9 protein-coding genes are annotated in these 18,251 nt (G+C 43.6%); 5 read left to right on the forward strand and 4 right to left on the reverse strand.

Features of this window, described 5'->3' with window-relative positions; all coding sequences use genetic code 11:
* Window positions 1-226: 226 nt before the first annotated feature.
* From AK822_RS04375 to AK822_RS04385, 3 genes are all read right to left on the reverse strand, one after another.
* A complete protein-coding gene (locus AK822_RS04375) occupies window positions 227-1,396 on the reverse strand; it encodes a hypothetical protein (protein WP_060490700.1) in 1,170 nt (389 codons plus the stop codon).
* Between the two features lie 290 nt (window positions 1,397-1,686).
* Window positions 1,687-2,325 (reverse strand): 2-polyprenyl-3-methyl-6-methoxy-1,4-benzoquinone monooxygenase, encoded by a 639-nt coding sequence (coq7, locus tag AK822_RS04380; protein ID WP_201539625.1) that lies wholly within the window; start codon window positions 2,323-2,325, stop codon window positions 1,687-1,689.
* A gap of 198 nt (window positions 2,326-2,523) precedes the next feature.
* Entirely contained in the window at window positions 2,524-3,855 is a 1,332-nt protein-coding gene (locus tag AK822_RS04385; protein ID WP_060490701.1) for an MFS transporter, read from the reverse strand.
* Window positions 3,856-4,319: 464 nt separating this feature from the next.
* On the opposite strand from AK822_RS04385, the gene AK822_RS04395 reads away from it, so the two are divergent.
* Together AK822_RS04395 and AK822_RS04400 are read left to right on the forward strand one after the other, a co-directional pair.
* The gene (locus AK822_RS04395; RefSeq protein ID WP_060490702.1) at window positions 4,320-7,865 is read left to right on the forward strand and encodes an autotransporter assembly complex protein TamA; all 3,546 of its coding nucleotides are present in this window, start codon (window positions 4,320-4,322) and stop codon (window positions 7,863-7,865) included.
* A 165-nt stretch (window positions 7,866-8,030) separates the two neighbouring features.
* Window positions 8,031-13,025: a translocation/assembly module TamB domain-containing protein gene (locus AK822_RS04400; protein ID WP_060490703.1), complete on the forward strand. Its 4,995-nt coding sequence runs from the start codon at window positions 8,031-8,033 to the stop codon at window positions 13,023-13,025.
* Between the two features lie 258 nt (window positions 13,026-13,283).
* Here the strand turns inward: AK822_RS04400 and hemP are convergent, their stop codons facing one another.
* Window positions 13,284-13,442 carry a hemin uptake protein HemP gene (gene hemP, locus AK822_RS14625; RefSeq protein WP_227672156.1) on the reverse strand — a complete coding sequence of 53 codons (159 nt, stop codon included), beginning with the start codon at window positions 13,440-13,442 and terminating at the stop codon, window positions 13,284-13,286.
* Window positions 13,443-13,738: 296 nt separating this feature from the next.
* On the opposite strand from hemP, the gene AK822_RS04405 reads away from it, so the two are divergent.
* The 3 genes from AK822_RS04405 (at window position 13,739) to AK822_RS04415 (ending at window position 18,246) form a co-directional block, all read left to right on the forward strand.
* On the forward strand, window positions 13,739-14,842 hold the full coding sequence (locus AK822_RS04405; protein WP_060490704.1) for an NUDIX domain-containing protein: 1,104 nt from the start codon (window positions 13,739-13,741) through the stop codon (window positions 14,840-14,842).
* 440 nt (window positions 14,843-15,282) lie between these two features.
* Window positions 15,283-16,461: a lipocalin family protein gene (locus tag AK822_RS04410; protein WP_060490705.1), complete on the forward strand. Its 1,179-nt coding sequence runs from the start codon at window positions 15,283-15,285 to the stop codon at window positions 16,459-16,461.
* Between the two features lie 339 nt (window positions 16,462-16,800).
* Complete coding sequence (locus tag AK822_RS04415; RefSeq protein ID WP_060490706.1) at window positions 16,801-18,246, forward strand: glyceraldehyde-3-phosphate dehydrogenase; 1,446 nt, start codon at window positions 16,801-16,803, stop codon at window positions 18,244-18,246.
* Window positions 18,247-18,251 lie beyond the last annotated feature (5 nt).

Raw genomic sequence — 18,251 nt, forward strand, 5'->3', positions numbered from 1 at the left:
TTTCAAAAATACGGTTTAAACTTCGATAATCGAATCGAACACGCATTTAAATAAGGTAGACAGCAAGTTGGGTTCAATGGAGTTTCGCTAGACATAAAAAAGCCCCTGACTCTATATTGAAGTAATTTCGATATACAGTCAGGGGCTTAGTCGAGTCAATCTAGCTTATGGAGCAATCATGGTATTTGGTAAATTCACTTAATGAAATTTAAATACCCAATCAATGTTAAGCACTAGGCTTAACATTGATGTCAGGCGCAGGTATATCCCAAATGTAGAATTTACCCTCTTCAATAAGTTTGATTTGCTGACGAATGATGTCATTGTTAGGGTTTTTCTGTTCAAGACGACGCAAGCGCTCTAGTGCATTATCGCGGCGGTCACTTAATAAGTCTGACTGTGCCAAGCTTTGCTCTGCTTCGGTATAGCCAAGAGACACTGCGCGGTCTAGGTATTTTTGACCTTCTTTGAAGCCGCCGCCTTCTGACAACATCATGCCGTATAAGAAGTTGGCTTCGCCGCTATCAGGTTGCAGTTTAATGGCACGGTCAACATATTTTCCACCGCGTATCGTATAGTCTGATCCCAAATCTAAGTTACGTCCCATGCCATTGAGTTTAGCGGCACGAATCAATACATCATAAGAGGCATTTGGTGATTCAGCATAAGGCTGTATCCATTCAGCCAATACTTTGATTTTTTCACGCGTATAATGGCGCTGTGAGCGGTTAGGGAAGTTTGGTGGGTAATGACGGGCATTAGGTGAGACGTCTTCGATGAAATCATCAAGCAAGCTCACGTCTAGCTTATCGTTGTTATTACCGTTTTGCTGAGGAATCAACACAGTCGGTACAAAGCTTACGTCTGACAATTGCACTTGCGGCGTTGGTATATTGGCAAGCTGACCACTACGCAGGTCGACACCAGTAGCGGTCAATGGACCAGGCTCATAAACTCGAGTGGTGCCAGTGAACTCAGGTATTTTTGGTGCTGGTACAACATCTTGTGGTTGCAATGTACTCATTGGCGCACGATACGGCTGAGCATTATTTGGCAAAGGAGCGCTTTGTGGAACGCTACTGCTTTGAAGGTCAGTTGGTTGAGTATTGGCTGTCACTGCCGCAGTCGGTGAAGTTGATGGAGTACCCTCTTGTGCTGTACTAGCCGCAGTCGGTCGAGCAAGGCGAATCACACGTTTGCTAGAATCCATGGCGCTAGGCACCGATGTGGCAGCAGTATCGGTCTTTGCAGCATCTGTTGCTGCATTGGTTTCTGCCGCATTGACAGGCGCTGATAATAGCATGGCACAAGCTGTTGCCAGTGCTGTCAGAGTTGCCAGTTTAGGCGACTTGCTAGACGAACGGGCAGAGAGAGTCGATTGGTTGATGGCTTTCATAAAAATCGTTACCTTAGTTTATTTAGTTGTTATTTAGTTGTTATTTAGCAATTGAATGGTTATTAGCTCATGTCTTTGCGGCAAAATCATACAAATTTTTAATACCCTAACAAATTCAACTGAGCGCTATCAGTAGTAGGATTGTTAATAGTAACGCGATAGCGTGTACGTCATGCCAGCGACAGCAGGGTAAATGAGAGCAATATCAATAATAAAGCGCACTGCACTTACCATCACAACACACTTATCATCACAACCTATCGCTCAAAATCTGCTATCACAGATGGCAATTACAAGTGATATGCCGTGGCTTTCATGCGATTGGCCATCCAGCGCATAGTATGACGTACAGGCGGTGATAACGCTGCGCCGCCACTTGCTAATGCCAGCTCACGATGATGCAACTCTTCAATATCCATTTGCGCCAGTATCTCTTTCGAGCGTTTATCGTGCTCTGGTAATTGGGTGATATGGTCTTGTAAATGTTCGCTGACTTGAGCTTCTGTCTCTGCGACGAATCCCAAGCTAAATTCATTAGAGATGGCACCCGCGACTGCGCCAAGACCGAAAGACATGCCATACCATAATGGCGTAAAGACACTGGCATGACTGCCAAGCTCGTCTAATCGCGTCTCGCACCAGACCAGATGATCGACCTCTTCTTCGGCTGATTGTTGCATGGCTTGCTTGACGCCATTGTCTTTGGCGGCAAATGCTTGACCATGATACAGACCTTGCGCGCATACTTCACCAGTATGATTGATACGCATCAATCCGGCAACATGTCGCGCCTCGGTGATAGTGAGCTCAGGAATCTCGTCACTGCTGACTGGTAGTGGACGAGTGCTAGGGTTTGAATGTGGTACGACAGCTCGTAATGCCTTATCGACCCCAAGTAATAATTGGTCGACTTTGGATAAGGGACGCAGGGCCATGATTCACTCCTGATGGCTTAAATACGATCAAAAAATTAAACTTATCTGTTCTGCTAAAAACATTATCCGTTTTTCTAAAATAATGATAGTGATTAACGCATAGGTATTACTATAGCAAACAATCCAAATTATCAGCATCAATATTATCCATTTGATAACACACCGATTGCTATAGCAGCATGTCAATCTTACTTATGGAGCCACTTCATCGTGCGTTTGGATGACTGCATTTTTAATATGCTTATTGAGTTTACTGTATAAAAAGGCACCGAAGGCAATGTTTATGAGTCCTGTCACTAAAAATAGCTGAGGTAAATTGAATCCCAAAGCGTTCAAGATAACGATAGAGAAAATCGCTGAGGTGACCATAAATATCGCGTTAAAGATATTGTTGGCACCAACGACACGCGCGCGGTGGCTCTTGGGTGCATAGGCTTGCATAGAGGCATATAACGGTACGATGTATAAACCGCCGCTAAAGCCCAAAAAGAATAAATCAGCAAACACGCGCCAGCTGCCACTCACCGCAAATAACTCACTGATGCCAAACAGAGTCGCATTATTCACATTGATGTTGAGACTTGACAGCGAAAAGTATAAGTCAATCGCAAAAAGACTTAAGCCGGCGATACCAAAGGGCAAAAGACGTAAGCTGACTTGGTTTTTGGTTAGTGATTTGCATAATAATGAGCCAATCGACACACCAACAGAAAATAAGGTTAATAGGAAAATAACCACTGATTCATCACCATGTAAGATGACCTTGCTAAATTCTGGCGTTTGGGTCAAAAAAGTCGCGCCATAAAACCAAAACCAGCTATTACCAAGGATGACAAAGAACAAAAAAGGCAATGAATATAAGTAGCGCACCGTCGCCACACTAGTGGTCACAATGTTCCAGTTGATTTTTAGGTTTGGCTGCATCGCTGGCATGTGGGGTATCAATCGTGCGACAAAATAACCCAATACGGCGATGACCAATACGGTCACACTTATCCAATAGAGCGGCTGTGTTATCTGGGTTAAAACACCCGCGATAATCATACCGAGTAAGATCGCTAACGATGTTCCCATTTGAAACAAACCATTAGCACCAACCAATTCATCTTCTTTCATCGCTTGTGGTAAGTAGGCGTATTTAATAGGCCCGAAAAAAGTAGATTGAGTACCCATGAGAAACAACGCAACAAATAACAATGCATACCATTCAAACACGAACCCTACTGCCGCAATCACCATAATCACGAATTCAAGCAATTTAATCAATCGTGTGAGTTTTGATTTTTCGAATTTATCTGCGATTTGTCCTGCCAGTGCAGAAAACAAAAAGTAAGGCAAAATAAACAACATCGCGGCCAAGTTATTCAAAATACTGACTTCCATGCCCAACTGACTCGCAGCGGTGTAAGTCAAAACCAGTATGAGTGCTTGCTTAAAAATATTGTCATTAAACGCGCCCAAAAACTGGGTAAAAAACATGGCGCTAAAACGGCGGTGCTTAAATAATTGAAACTGATTGGCCATGAAAATTCCTACAGACGGGTCGCGGTTGCTAGATCAAAGAAAAGCGCTGAATACCGCTTTTAAAGTGAAAGTAATTATCGATATAATTATTAACAGTATCAAAAACTTATCGAAATATAGCATAGGTTTTATCAATATTAAGCCGTATAATAGCAAGGCTTTGGTAAAAATACATGCGCTCGACGCTATGATTTCATAATTATCTAAGTTATGATTTGTAAATTTTGCATGGTTGCGTCGCGAGGTGTGAGTAATGGCAAAGGCTTGCTACCACTCACGCATGTCTATTTTTTGATAAAAACATGGTGCTAATCTGACACCAAGGTTTGCGTTATAAAAGGTCATTATCCAAAGCAAGACAGTAAACCATAATTCAGCCAACTGCTATAAGTTTATTCACCGGTAAGACTAGGCGATTGTTATCGTTCATAATATTGTGCCGCGTGAGGTGATAGGAAATACACATGAAACACCAGCCTTCAACGCTCGCGCGCAATGTATCGATGATGCAGTGTGATACGGATAATGTTCGAGAGGATATTAAAATTCAAGATTTTCAGAGTGACCGTTTTCAAAAAACACGTCGTACAGCAGCTATGGCAACTCATGGCAATGCGCCGCGCATTCATTTTACGCGTTCAGCACTTTTCACTGCGCTAGCGACCAGCCTGGTGGGTTTCGGTATGGCACCTGCTGCATTGGCTGATACCACAAATAATGTCAGTTCTCCTAAACCACCTACGAGCAATCAAATAGCTGTCGATCAATCAAACATTCAACCAACCAGCACTCAATCGACCACACTGTCAGATGATGATACTCAGCTCGATATCGCTTTGGATGCATTGCGCCTAAAAAAGGCAGTAGAGCAGGGCATTATCGATCAGTCAGTATTGGATGAGTATAGCGAACAAAGCCTAGGCATTAAGAAGTCTGATGCTCAAGATAAAAGCGCTAAAAAACCAGATGCTCAGGGTATGGTCAATTCTCAGGTAAATGCCATGGATAATATGGCTGGCGCAAATGATGCTCAGCTCGATCTTTCCAATAGCGCCAATGATGACTTGTTGCAACAAGCCGCAGCCATACAGCAGCAGGGTCATCAGATGATGACGCCTGAGGAGATTGATCGTGAGCTGGCTTCGATGGACATGCAGAATGCCCAAGATATTGACGACATCAATAATAGTACGGACGTTAATAGCAGTACTGACGTTAATAGTACCAACGTTAATAACGATCGCGATTTTGACGCACCAATAGCGACATTAGATGATGCAACTCCGCCTATTGGTTTAGATGTGGATTTGGATGCAACCAATCTGCCAACTCCTAACAACCTTGAGACATTGGGTAGGAATGAGAGCGATGCTGAAAGTGCACAGACGGCTGAAGTTATGTCGCGTCCGATCGATGTTAGCGACTCTGTCAGTAGTGGGCGCGTGGATGGAACCGGTACTTTCGATAATGAGATTGTTGCCAATGCCAGTGATGAGACCAATGAAGATGGTACAACGTCAGATATTATCAATCCTGATGATTATTTGCCAGACTATCAAGCGGACTCTCAGGGAATAAACCAGAGTATCGAACAAGCCAGTAAGCCCAAGCCAATGGCACGTAATAAAGGCAATATCGTGAAACGCCTTTATAACCGTTTATTCAATGCAGGTGTGATGGCATTACCACATGTAGATACTACAATTTATCTACGGCAAGCGACCGCTGAAGGTGCTGTCGATGGTAAGCCAAAGCTCACCAAAGCGGACAATGACGTTCAGCCCATGAAAAACATCAAGGCTGCCCTTGATGATACGACAGTTCAGTCAGTTACCGACTTTACGGCCGCCTTGCCACGCCTGCGCCAAACAGCATTAGAGGCAGCCCAAGCAGTAGGTTACTATGATATTACGTTACGCCTACGTCAGCGCAATGCTGACACGATCGATGTCATTATCGAAGAGCTGGGCGAGCCGGTACGTGTGGATAGCCGTATTGTTGAGATTCGCGGTGAAGGCAGTGAACAACCGGAATATATAGCACTTGAAAAAGACTTGCCGCCACAAGTAGGTGATATCTTCAATCACCGTGTTTATAAAGATAGCAAGGCGGCCCTTGAGTCGCTGAGTAATACTTATGGCTATTTTGATCAATATTGGCTCAATAAATCCGTTGATATTATTTTGCCAGATAATACAGCAGATGTATCGCTGGTCTACAATACTGGTGATCGTTATGAGTTTGATGACGTTGTGTTTTTTACATACGATGAAGAAACCAACACCTTAACCCAAGATCCTGACAAGCTACCCGTTGAGTTGTCACTATTACAACAGTTGTTTGACTTTAAGCCCGGCGATCCTTTTTATCGTCCAGCGGTGACCGAGTTTAGCAATGACTTATCAGCGACTCGTTATTTTAATACGGTCAACGTTGAGTCGATATTGCCGCCAGATGAACGCAGTGAAGCCAGTACTTTGGCTTTTGATAACACACCTACCAATGATAGCGGCACACTCGACGACGATATTAATAGTGATGGCGCCTTAGACATTGCGGATAATAATGGTGCTGAAAGCTCAGCTGCTTCTAATAGTAGCCGTGTTAATCAAGACAATAGCGCTGATGACGGTGATGAAAATAACGCAGAGAGTGAGGGTAATACGACTGCCAATAGCGGTGAAACAGTCAATCCCGCCGACATTGCGGCGATCGATTTTGAAGCTGATGCAGCAACACTTGATAAACTACAAGCTATCAAACAAAAAGCAGAGCGTTTGAGCCGCTTACCAAATGACCGTGTATTGGATGAAAAAGACCAAGAGGCGGACAATCTTTTGGGTAAAATAAGCGACGGCATCAGTAATATTGCGCAAAAAATATTCCCTGATGAAGAAAGCTTAATCACTGATGAAAACTTTGTACCACCAACGCTGGCTGGTCGAAAAACACCGCGACAAGTGGCAGAAAGTAAAAAAGTACCGTTGTATGTTTTTGTCTCTTCAAGTAAGCCGCGCGATGCCCAAGTAGGTCTTGGTTACGGCACAGATACGGGCGTGCGAGCGACGGCAAAAATAGACTATAATTTGCTCAATCGTAAAGGCTATCAAGCTGGTGCGGAGACCGAGGTTTCCAGAATTACCAAAAACGTCGCTGTTTATGCCAGTCGACCTTGGAAACATCCACTTAACGATAAATTAGATGCGCGTCTTACCTATGAAGAAGAGGTCATCGACCAAGGTGAAGGCAACTTCGACCTCTCTACTACGACGCTAAAAGCAGCATTGGCGCGTAATATTCGCCGTGACAGTGGCTGGAATCGCAGCTACTCTGTGAATTACCGTTTAGATGAGCTAGAGACTGGGGTCGATGAAACAGAGTTGGACGATCTACCTATTCGCTTTACTTCCTCTAAGCCTAAACAGCAAGCGCTGCTATTTGGTTATGGTATGAACAAAACCGATGTAGACAGCGTGACCAATCCGACTCGCGGTATGCGTCAGTATTACTCGCTTGAAGCAGGGGCTGATAAAGCCCTTAGCGACACTAATATGGCAATCATTCGCGCGGGTGTCAGCGGCATTTATAGTTTTGGCGATGAGCAAAAGCACCAAGTGCTGGGCAGTCTGAATACAGGCTATATCTGGGCAGATGATTTTTATGATGTGCCTTATAAATTACGCTTCTTTGCGGGTGGTGACCAAAGTATTCGTGGCTATGATTATGAGAGCTTGTCACCGCTCGACAAAGGCTATTTGACTGGTGGGCAAGTGCTTGCGGTTGGTAGTGCAGAGTATAACTATGAATTTAAACCAGGATTCCGCGGGGCATTCTTCACTGATGTGGGTAATGCTTACGACAAAAACTTCGAGACTGAGACAAAGGTCGGCGTCGGTGTTGGTATCCGCTGGGCATCGCCAGTTGGTGTGGTACGAGTTGATGTGGCGGCTGGGGTGACAGAAGAAAGCATACCCGTTAGACTGCATTTCTTTATTGGCTCACCTTTATAGCCATGTAATCCAGTAGTGACATCATTTAGCGCGTATTGAACATTATTAAGTTGTCTCCGTTAGTGAAATTGAGACAGGTTCAACACACGCTATTAGCAATATCCGTTGTATTTCTTATTTATCGTGCCGATTGCCGGTGACCATTCTTTAACGTAGTTGAGTGTCATGCTGACAAAAAATACCCCGCCTAATAACGCCCCAGATGAAGATCCAGCACAGCGCGACGCTCGTGCCGTCAGACGCTGGTATCCGCTGTCATTTTTGCTCAAATTACTGGTGCTTATTTTAATTGTGCTGGCCATCATGTTTGCCGTGTTTTTTTACGCAATGGGCACAGAGTCGGGTACGAAGTTTATATTAGAGAAAGTCAGTGCTGAGACGGGCATTGATTTTAAATATGGTCGCGGTAATTTACGTGATGGTATCTGGGTCACTGATATTGATATCAAGGCAACTGAAGACCTTGAAGTATTGGTTGATAAAGCCTACGTCAAGATAGGCTGGCGTGCCATATTTGCCAAAGAAGTGCATCTGCGTGATGCAGACATACAAACCATTGAGATTATCAATAACAAGCCACCAACGGGTGAGCCGTTCGATTATAAAACGTTACAGCTACCAGTGAACTTACGCTTTGATCACGCTAAAATAAAAAATATTACTTATAAACAAGTGACCAAAGAGCCCATTGTTGTGCAGGATATTGTTGCCCGTGATTTAACATGGGTCGGTAGCATGGTAACGGTTGGTCGCGGCGATTTACAATATGCTGATATCGTCAAAATCAGTGCCTTACAAGGTAAAATTGATTTACAAGGCGACTATCCGCTAGATTTAAGCGCGATTGCAGAAGTCAGTGCGCTAGAAAAAGCCTATGTTGACCCATTGAATATCACGGCAACAGGGACGCTAAAACGTACGGTTGGTAAAGTTCGTAGTCGCTACAATGACAGCGATGTGAGCGGTGATTTTGTTGTGCAGGGTTTGGATCAGGACTCGCCATTCCAGGCAAAATTGCAATGGGATGATATTTTGATCCCTTATGCGGAAAGCCAAAAAATTCGTTTAAAAAGTGGTACTGCTACCGCGACAGGGGTGATCTCTGAAATACGTCTGCGTATCAATACTGAGCTGACGGCTAAAGACATTCCGTCTGGTCACTATCAAGGTCGCGCCGTCATTGCAAACAGTCAGTTACGTATTGATCGCTTAGATGCTCAGGTGCCAGCTGGAAATTTAATTCTGCAAGGTATTTTAGATTGGCAAGACAGCTTTGATGCAAAAGTGCGAGCGACAGGTAGCAATTTTGATATTCGCCGTGTTATTCCTGATGACTATGCTGATTTCAAAGCATATGCACCGCAAAAGCTGAATGGTCGATTGTCACTACATTATCAGCAGAAAAACAGCGCTGGTAACGTAGAGCTTGATGCAGATTTGCGTCAACGTGATGGCGAGCATGTGAATGCCAATATCGTCCAAGGCAAAACGTCAGCGAAGTCGACACAGGTAGCGCCTTGGTATATCGATGCCAAATGGCAAAACCTAATCCGCCGCGATGTGCCTAATATCGGTAATATTGATAGTCCGCGTGGACAGGCGGATGTCATCATTCGTGGCTCACGGTTATCAGTAGATGCCAATGCGGTCATTAATGAATTGAATGCCGCTCCTAAAGGCAACTATGATGTGCGCGTGCGCAAAGCTGTGGATGTCATCGACATCAATCGCCTGAACTATAAAGGGGTCGTGGGCGACTTATCAGGTACTGGGCAGATTCAATTGGCAAATAAAAAGCGTCCGCTCACATGGCAGATAGATGCGCGTACCAATGGATTATTACCCAAACAGTATCGCAGTGATTTGCCGCTTGAGCGCCTAACAGGTAGTGTCAGCGCGCGTGGTCGTTTATTGGCTATTACTAAAGGTGGCGTTAGTGGTCAGCGTCATATTATTACCTTAAATAATACCGACTTGCAGGCGCAACTTGATGCGACTCAAGATGGCCGTGCTATTGGCATAACGGGTGCGGCTGATGCCAAAATCGATATCGTTGGTGGCGAGCTGTCTATGTTCGATGCGCGCTTCAATGGACAAGTCGATACTGCAGATGTACCAAAAGGACGCCTATCTATTGATGCGGCTGGCACGCCAAAGTTTATCAGTATTCGTAAGCTCAATTACAATGGTGAAGCGGGCGCAGTGAATGCCAAGGGCGTCATCGATTTGCGTAAAAATATCGGCTGGACGATAGATGGTCGCTTTGATAAATTTAATTTGGGTTATTTCTTGCCCAATAATCCAGCGATTATCACCGGTGACTTGAAGACCAGTGGCGAGTGGCAAACTGCGCCTAAGAATAGTAAAAATACCGCAGGCAAACTGCAACGTTTTGCGGTGAATTTCGATGGAGTGCTAGATGCTGAGCAACTGCCAGCGGGCAAGCTAACCATTGATGCCAGTGGCGATGACCAGCTGATTCGTATCAAGCGTTTCCGTCATGTGGGCGCGGCAGGCAGTATTGATGCCAAAGGGACGGTTGATGTACGTCAAGGCATTGCGTGGGATATTGACGCAGTGATGGATCGTTTTAATATTGGTTATTTCCTCAAAGATACTCCAAGCCTTATCACCGGCACTATCGATACGGATGGGCGCTGGAGTGACTCGCAGCAAATCATTAATATCAAAAAAATTGATTTAAGAGGTATGCTGAAAGGTCAACCGCTTAGTGCTAAGGGTAGCTTAGCGGCGAAGATGCGTCTGCCAAAAGATTTGGCAAGCTATTTCAAGCGTCTACAAACGCAAGATGCACAGGCGCAATATAAGCAAGTAAATGCCTTGATAGACAGCTTAAACGCGGATAATTTAGTGCTACGTTGGGGTGATAATTATGTCACTGCTAATGGCAATGCTAAGCAATTACAAACCAAAATTAATATCACCAGTCTGGATCAGTTGTCAGATAAATTGGCTGGCAAAGTCACTGGCGGTGCGACCTTATCACAGCCAGCAGGACAAGCGCTGCCAACCATTTATATCGATTTGGTTGGTGAGCGGATTGCGCTGCCGGGCTTTATTTTGCGCCAAGGTCGCGTGCGCGGTAAGCTGGTCAATTTAGCAAGCAGCCCAAGTCAGCTCATTATCACCGCTGAAGGTTTAGATGCAGCTGGACAGAGTTTTAAAAGCGTTAAAGCAACATTTAATGGTACTGAGCAGGCGCATGTGGTCAATCTTGACGTTGCCAATGAGCAGCTTACGATTGGCGCAAGGCTTAAAGGCGGCTTCAATCGGGATAAACTGAGCTGGTCTGGCGTCATCGGTAAGGGCCGTGTTCAATCTAAATATGCGACCTTAAATCAGTTACAGCCCGCGCAGTTAATTGTTAATTTACCCAACAATCAAAATGGCAATAATAACGATTTAAAAGTACAGTTGGCAGCGCACTGCTGGCAAGCCACCGATCAAACGGGCAAGGTATGCTTACGTGAAAACTTAATCGCGTCACCTGATAAAGGTGAGGTGAATATCGCCTTGCAGAATCTAGATACGTCATTACTCTCGGTCTTTTTACCCAAAGATATCGACTGGCATGGCAAAATTAATGGTAAGGCGATTGTTGGCTGGCAACGTGGTCGTCCACCGACGATTAATACCACACTGTATTCAGACAACGGCAAAATCGGTTTGATTCAAGATGGTGATAGTTTACCCGTCACTCTGCCTTATAAGCGGGTCTCATTGATTGCACTGTCCGTCCCTGAGGGCATCAAACTACGTACCGATATTAACACTGGTGGCGGTGCGCGTGGCTATGCTGAAGTGGTCGTTGATCCTTATAAGACGCCTAAGCCAATTTCGGGCGCTTTGGTATTGAATGAGCTTAACCTTGCGATATTCAAGCCTTTCTTCCCAGGTATGCGAGTGCTAGAGGGCAATGTCACGATGGCAGGAGGATTGGGCGGTACATTAGATAAGCCGCAATTCTATGGCGATGTGAAACTTGCTAATGGCCGTATTGCGATGCTTGATTTGCCCATTAATTTAACCAATGTAAATACTGACGCCAAAATTCGTGGCACGCAAGCGACTATTGATGGAACCTTTAGCAGTGGTACGGGTAAAGGGGTTTTGACTGGTACCGTTAATTGGCAACAAAAACTCCAAGCCAAGCTTAGCGTCAGCGGTGAGCGTTTGGTGATTACTCAGCCACCATTATTAGTGGCAGAAATCAATCCTGATATTGATATTATCGTGCGTCCAGGCGATCGTTATGTCGATATTAAAGGGGCGGTCAGCGTACCGTCAGCGACCATTCGTCCGCCAGAAGCCAGCGAAGATATTATTACTCAAACCGAGGATGCAGTGGTTCTTGATCGTCGTCTCATTGGCAATATTGACGAGGTCTTGGCAATATCGAAACCTTGGTCAATCAATGCGGATATCGGTGTCGACTTGGGTGATGATATCAACTTCCGTGGTTTTGGTGCCGTTATTCCTTTAGCTGGTGCGATTAATATCACTCAAACTGGCACGGGTGTCATGCGTGCAAAAGGGGTGGTGCAAGTATCACGTCGTACCAATATCAACGCTTTTGGTCAGAACCTAGAGCTTAACTACGGACAAGTGCGCTTCAACGGTGATGTGATGAAACCTAACCTCAGTATTGAGGCGGTTAAAACGATCAGTGGTAAAACGGTAGGTGTGCGTGTCAAAGGCAATACAGAAAGCCCCAATATTATTGTCTTTAATAATGCAGGTTTGACCCAACAGCAGGCGATGAATGCTTTGGTGACAGGTCGAATTAATAACAAGGGCGCCACCCAAATCAGTGAGCAAGGCTTTAAATCGCAAGTGACGAATAACCTAGCCGCCGCGGGCTTAAGCTTTGGACTGAGTGGCACGCGCAATCTAACCAATCAAATCGGTCAGATTTTTGGTTTTCAGAGCTTGACCGTTGATGCCTCAGGTAGTAGTGAAGACACCAACGTCAACGTCACCGGTTACGTGACGCCTGACTTGTATATACGCTACGGAGTAGGGGTGTTTAATGCTCAAAATAGCTTATCTATTCGTTATCAGTTAACTCGACGTATTTATGTAGAGGCAACCTCAGCGGCAGAAAACGCGGTGGATGTGGTTTACAGTTGGCAGTTCTAAATCGCATCGTTTTATCCAATAAAAAACGCCTTTGAATGAAGGCGTTTTTTTATAGATAGGCTAGGGGGTGTCCTTAATTCAATCGATAGTCATCTAAATGGGTTTAAAATGGCTAAATCTTGCTGAACGGCGTCAAATAGCTGACTAATATCTCGATATTAGTCAGCTATTTTCCTTGTTTGACTGCAATTTATCTCATTTTTATCACCATTTTTAAAACGATGACACGACCTAATATTGATGATCAATGATATTAATCTATTTAGTCAGGATTAAGCGATTATTACGTGTTAAACGTAATCGATACTCTTCACCCTCATGCTCGATACGCACTTCTTTAGTGAGTGCAAATAAGTGTTGTGATTGTAAAGTTGGTAAACGGTTTTCACGGCAATTCAAGTAACGAGAGATAACCATGCTCATAGTAAATTCCTTTTGATAAAAAATGGCTGAATAGTAATGGCGATACAGTAACTATCTTTAACGATAATAATTATCATTTACATTGAAGAATTTTGCAAGGTAATTGATAAAATAAAATGCAGTCATTGTGTAAACTTATCTAAAGTAATTTTCGTAAATGAGATTTAAATAAATAAAAATTAGCTAATTATTATTATAAATCAATAGGTTGGTTTTAAATCGACTTGGTTTTTTGAAAGTATAAACCAATCAAATCGCACTTTAAAAAAACAGTAATAAAGGAGACGCCGATGCCAAATGAAGCAGATAACCACATTGATAGCTCATATAACAGCGAAAAAGTACTTATCGTAAACGTGGCAGTTGCGGTCATTCATCATAAAGCCCAATATTTACTTGGATTTAGAAACGCCGCCCAGCATCAAGGCAACCGCTATGAATTTGTAGGTGGCAAAATAGAAGCCAATGAAAACGCCGAGCAGGCGTTAATTCGGGAAGTTGCTGAAGAGACAGGCATTGAGATTTGTGACAATACGATGGTCAAGCTTGGACGTCTGCATCATGATTATGGTGATAAGCAGGTCAGTTTACAGATTTATAAGGTTGAGCTGACTGCGCAGCAGTATGAGCAGCATAAGCATCGCCAATATGGGCTAGAAGGTCAGGCGCTAACGTGGGTAAATAAGGCAGATTTATTAGCAGGAAAGTATCATTTACCCGCTGCTAACCAGACGATTCTCGAATGGCTGAGTGTGCCAACAACGATAGCAATTACCTATCCATTGACGCATTTTGATGCCACTCCTGATCCAGTGGCCGCATGGCTGACTTTTCATCAAAACAAGCTAGCAGCCAATGCTTGGGTATATATTCGAATAAAGGCAGCTGGCTCAGAAAGTATGGCAGCGCAGTTGATGCATATGCGTCCAGATATTAAGGCGATTGTCTCTTGTGATGTCAATGGACAGACCCTAACCATTGAAGCGCCGCTAGCAATGAAAGATACAACCACTGCCAATTCAATCGTTGCCAATCAGCTGTCTCATACCGCATTGTTGCAATGGTCGGAGGATACACAAGATACAGTGCTGTCTAAAAACTATCCGTTAATAGTCAGTTGTCATGATGCCGCCAGTATTGATGCTGCCAATAAACTGGCTCATGCTCGGTTACAACAGCAATTACCGCCCGTCATTGGCGCCTTTTTGTCTCCTGTACTAGTCACCCATACACATCCTGATACTGTACCACTTGGTTGGGAGTCATGGTCAGCATTGGCACAATTGGCTGACATGCCGATTATCGGTTTGGGTGGTTTATCACCTGTGATGATTCATCAAGTATTAGAGCATGGGGGTATCAGTGTTGCTGGTATTCGACAGTTCTTTGAATAGTAAAAAACTAATGGAGGGAGTGTGGGCACTAATGCTGACCAGTTCTGAACCAGAATTGCCATTAATTGGCCTCTATCAGGGCAAATAATTGATTTTTAATATATTTATCCAATCAGTAACTATGTGTTTATTCGGTATTTATTCTACTGCATAAACGCATAGTTACTTACAAACCGTTGCTTTTTCCTACATTGCGACACTGTTTTAATAGTCGAGCTGCCATTAATATATATCACCTAAACAAAGAGTACTTACTCTATATTCTTATAAGCGAATTGCTTATCAATATACCTCTTAAGCCCTCTCATAATATTTGGTTTTTGTAGCGCTAGCTTTTACATTTAATATATTTTTAAAAGTTGAAGACGCACAGAAGATGAGAGTACATATAGGGCATATAAGAAGAATAGTTAACAGTCACTATCAATAATGGTACCTCTATGAAAACCAATAAGTTACCTCAATCAGCATGGTCTGATACAAAGGAAGCTGGTTCTCAATCTAAGCAGACTAACCAGTCGCGCCACTATCCTCTGAATGAGGATAGTACACGGCAGACAGGTCACGCCAGCAACGATGCTAGCTATAACCATGATAATCTAGACGACCAATATTCTACCCATTTGGCAAAAAAAACGTCTTGGCAAGATCACTATTTTGGATATAAAAGCGCCGATAAGAGCCCACTACGGGCAAAAGAGTCTACTATGACTAACAGCAACAATAATAAAGACGGCGATTCAAAACATAGCGAAAGCAGTAATTTCGTTAGTGATTACTGTACCAAGGATAGTGGTCACTGCACTAACGATTATAAATGGTCACAAGAGTTGAGCGAAAAAGAATCTGGACAGAACCACCATTCAAAGCAAAATGTTGATTCATCATCAACCTCTACTTACTCATCATACAAAGAAATACCGGAGCGTATATTTATGAATGGACTTATCAAGCATACGGGCATAGCTCTAGCAATTATCATCCCATTAGCTGCCTTTTCAGCGTATGCGGCGACGCCACCAGTCAATGCTACCGCTGACATGACTGCTAACGCCACTACTGATAGAACCACTACAGAGACACTGTTAATCAAGCCAAGCGCCATCATTCATAAGTCTGCAAGCACACCGACCACAGTGGATAGCGTTGATCTAAAAAAGTATGCAGGGACATGGTATGAGATAGGTCGTTTGCCCATGTATTTTCAGCGCAATTGTGCCAGTGATGTCACCGCCAATTATACGGAAAAAACCGACGGTTCAGGTATCATAGTCACTAATAAATGCGTGCAGAAAGACGGTTCTGGCATTACTGCTGATGGCTTAGCTAAGCCGGTTGATGAGTCAGGCAGTAAGTTAAAGGTCACCTTTTTACCATCGTGGATTCGTTGGTTGCCAGTTGGTCGTGCCGACTATTGGGTACTAGCACGCGATGCTGATTACAAAACTGCTTTAGTAGGAACGCCTGATAAAAAATATTTATGGTTATTGGCGCGTTCGCCAAACGTCACTCAAGAAACCTATGCCAAATATCGTCAAATCGCTCAACAGCAAGGCTACGACTTAAAGGAATTTAAGTTAACCTCGCAGACCAATCAAACGGTTAGCCTCGTTCCATAACAAGCATCACTTACTAGATACTGGGTTAAATGGTAGTGGTACTTTATCATCCACTATTCGATATTGGCAATAATGAACAATAAGGCAGCATAATTGGCTGCCTTTATTTTCATAATAACCTGCATAACTCAATAAAATGCTTTATAAGCGCTAGCAGATCGGTTATCACTGGCAAAATAGGCCGTTTTAGGCTAAAATCTAGGCGATCTCAATACTCTACATCAATAACTGACACCGATATCGTGCGGTTGCCATACTAGAGTGATTGCTTAGACCACACATAATCTATCTAATCTGTATTCTCTATCATTTACTGATCACACATTACTGACCATAAGGATGTTTCTCGTGAGCAACGCTGATACCTTACGCCAATTACATCAAGACCACTTAAGCAACTACAACAATCAAGAGCAACAAGCGATTGAGCTGATGGGGCTATTGAATAAGCTCTATAACGAGCAAGACGTACAAGTGACCTTGTTCGGTGACACGTTAAATACGACGTCAGTTGGTCAAATATTAGCATTGCATCAAAAAGTAGCCTTGCGTAACCAAGACGCTAAATCTATTGATATCGCTGACACTTTAGCCATGGTTAAAGCGCTAGCGGCTAATGATAAGCTTCAGTCTGCACAGGTTGATGTTGGTCAATTAATCGCTAATGACAGTGATTTACAAGCAGCACTTCAAGCCGTTAATGTTGATGACACTACTGTTAATCCTGCGACTGATGTCGTGCTATATGGTTTTGGTCGTATCGGTCGTATTTTAACTCGCCTGCTATTATCACAAGCGTCAAGTGCTAAAGGTATGCAGTTAAAAGCCATCGTTGTACGTCCTGCGGCATCTGGCGATTTGGCCAAGCGCGCCTCATTGCTAGAGCGTGATTCGATTCATGGTAGCTTTGCTGGTGGCGTGGTGGTTGATGATGAAAACAACGGCTTGATTATCAATGGTCGCTTTGTTCAGGTTATCTACGCTAAAGATCCAAGCGAGATTGATTATACGGCTTACGGTATTAATGATGCGTTAGTGATTGACAATACGGGTATCTGGAAAGATGAAGCGGGTCTTGGCAAGCATTTGCAATCGACTGGTGTGAAAAAAGTACTATTAACAGCCCCAGCTGGCGGTGAGATTAAAAACGTTGTTTATGGTGTAAATAACGATACAGTCGGTGAAGATACCATCGTCAGTGCGGCGAGCTGTACCACCAACGCAATTACCCCAACGTTAAAAGTATTGAACGATGAATACGGTATCGAAAACGGTCACGTTGAAACGATTCATTCATTCACTAACGATCAGAACTTGATTGATAATTATCATAAAGCGGATCGCCGTGGTCGTAGTGCTGTATTGAACATGGTTATTACCAGTACGGGTGCTGCTAAAGCGGTTGGTAAAGCACTGCCAGAGCTTAGTGGTAAACTAACGGGTAATGCCATCCGTGTACCAACGCCAAACGTCAGCTTAGCGATTTTAAACTTGAATCTTAAAACAGCACCAGAAAATGCTGATGCGTTAAATGAATTCATGCGTAAAATCTCTAATAGCAGTCAGTGGCAAACACAGATTGCTTATACAGATTCTACTGAAGCGGTATCGACGGATTTTGTTGGTGATACCCATGTAGGTATCGTTGATGCCCAAGCGACTATTTTGACCGACAATCATGCCATTGTTTATATCTGGTATGACAATGAAGTTGGCTATAGTACGCAAGTATTACGTTTAGCCACACAAATGGCAGGCATCAGTTATACACAGATTCCAGCTTAATACAT

The sequence above is a fragment of the Psychrobacter sp. P11F6 genome (assembly GCF_001435295.1).
In the GTDB taxonomy this organism is placed as follows: domain Bacteria; phylum Pseudomonadota; class Gammaproteobacteria; order Pseudomonadales; family Moraxellaceae; genus Psychrobacter.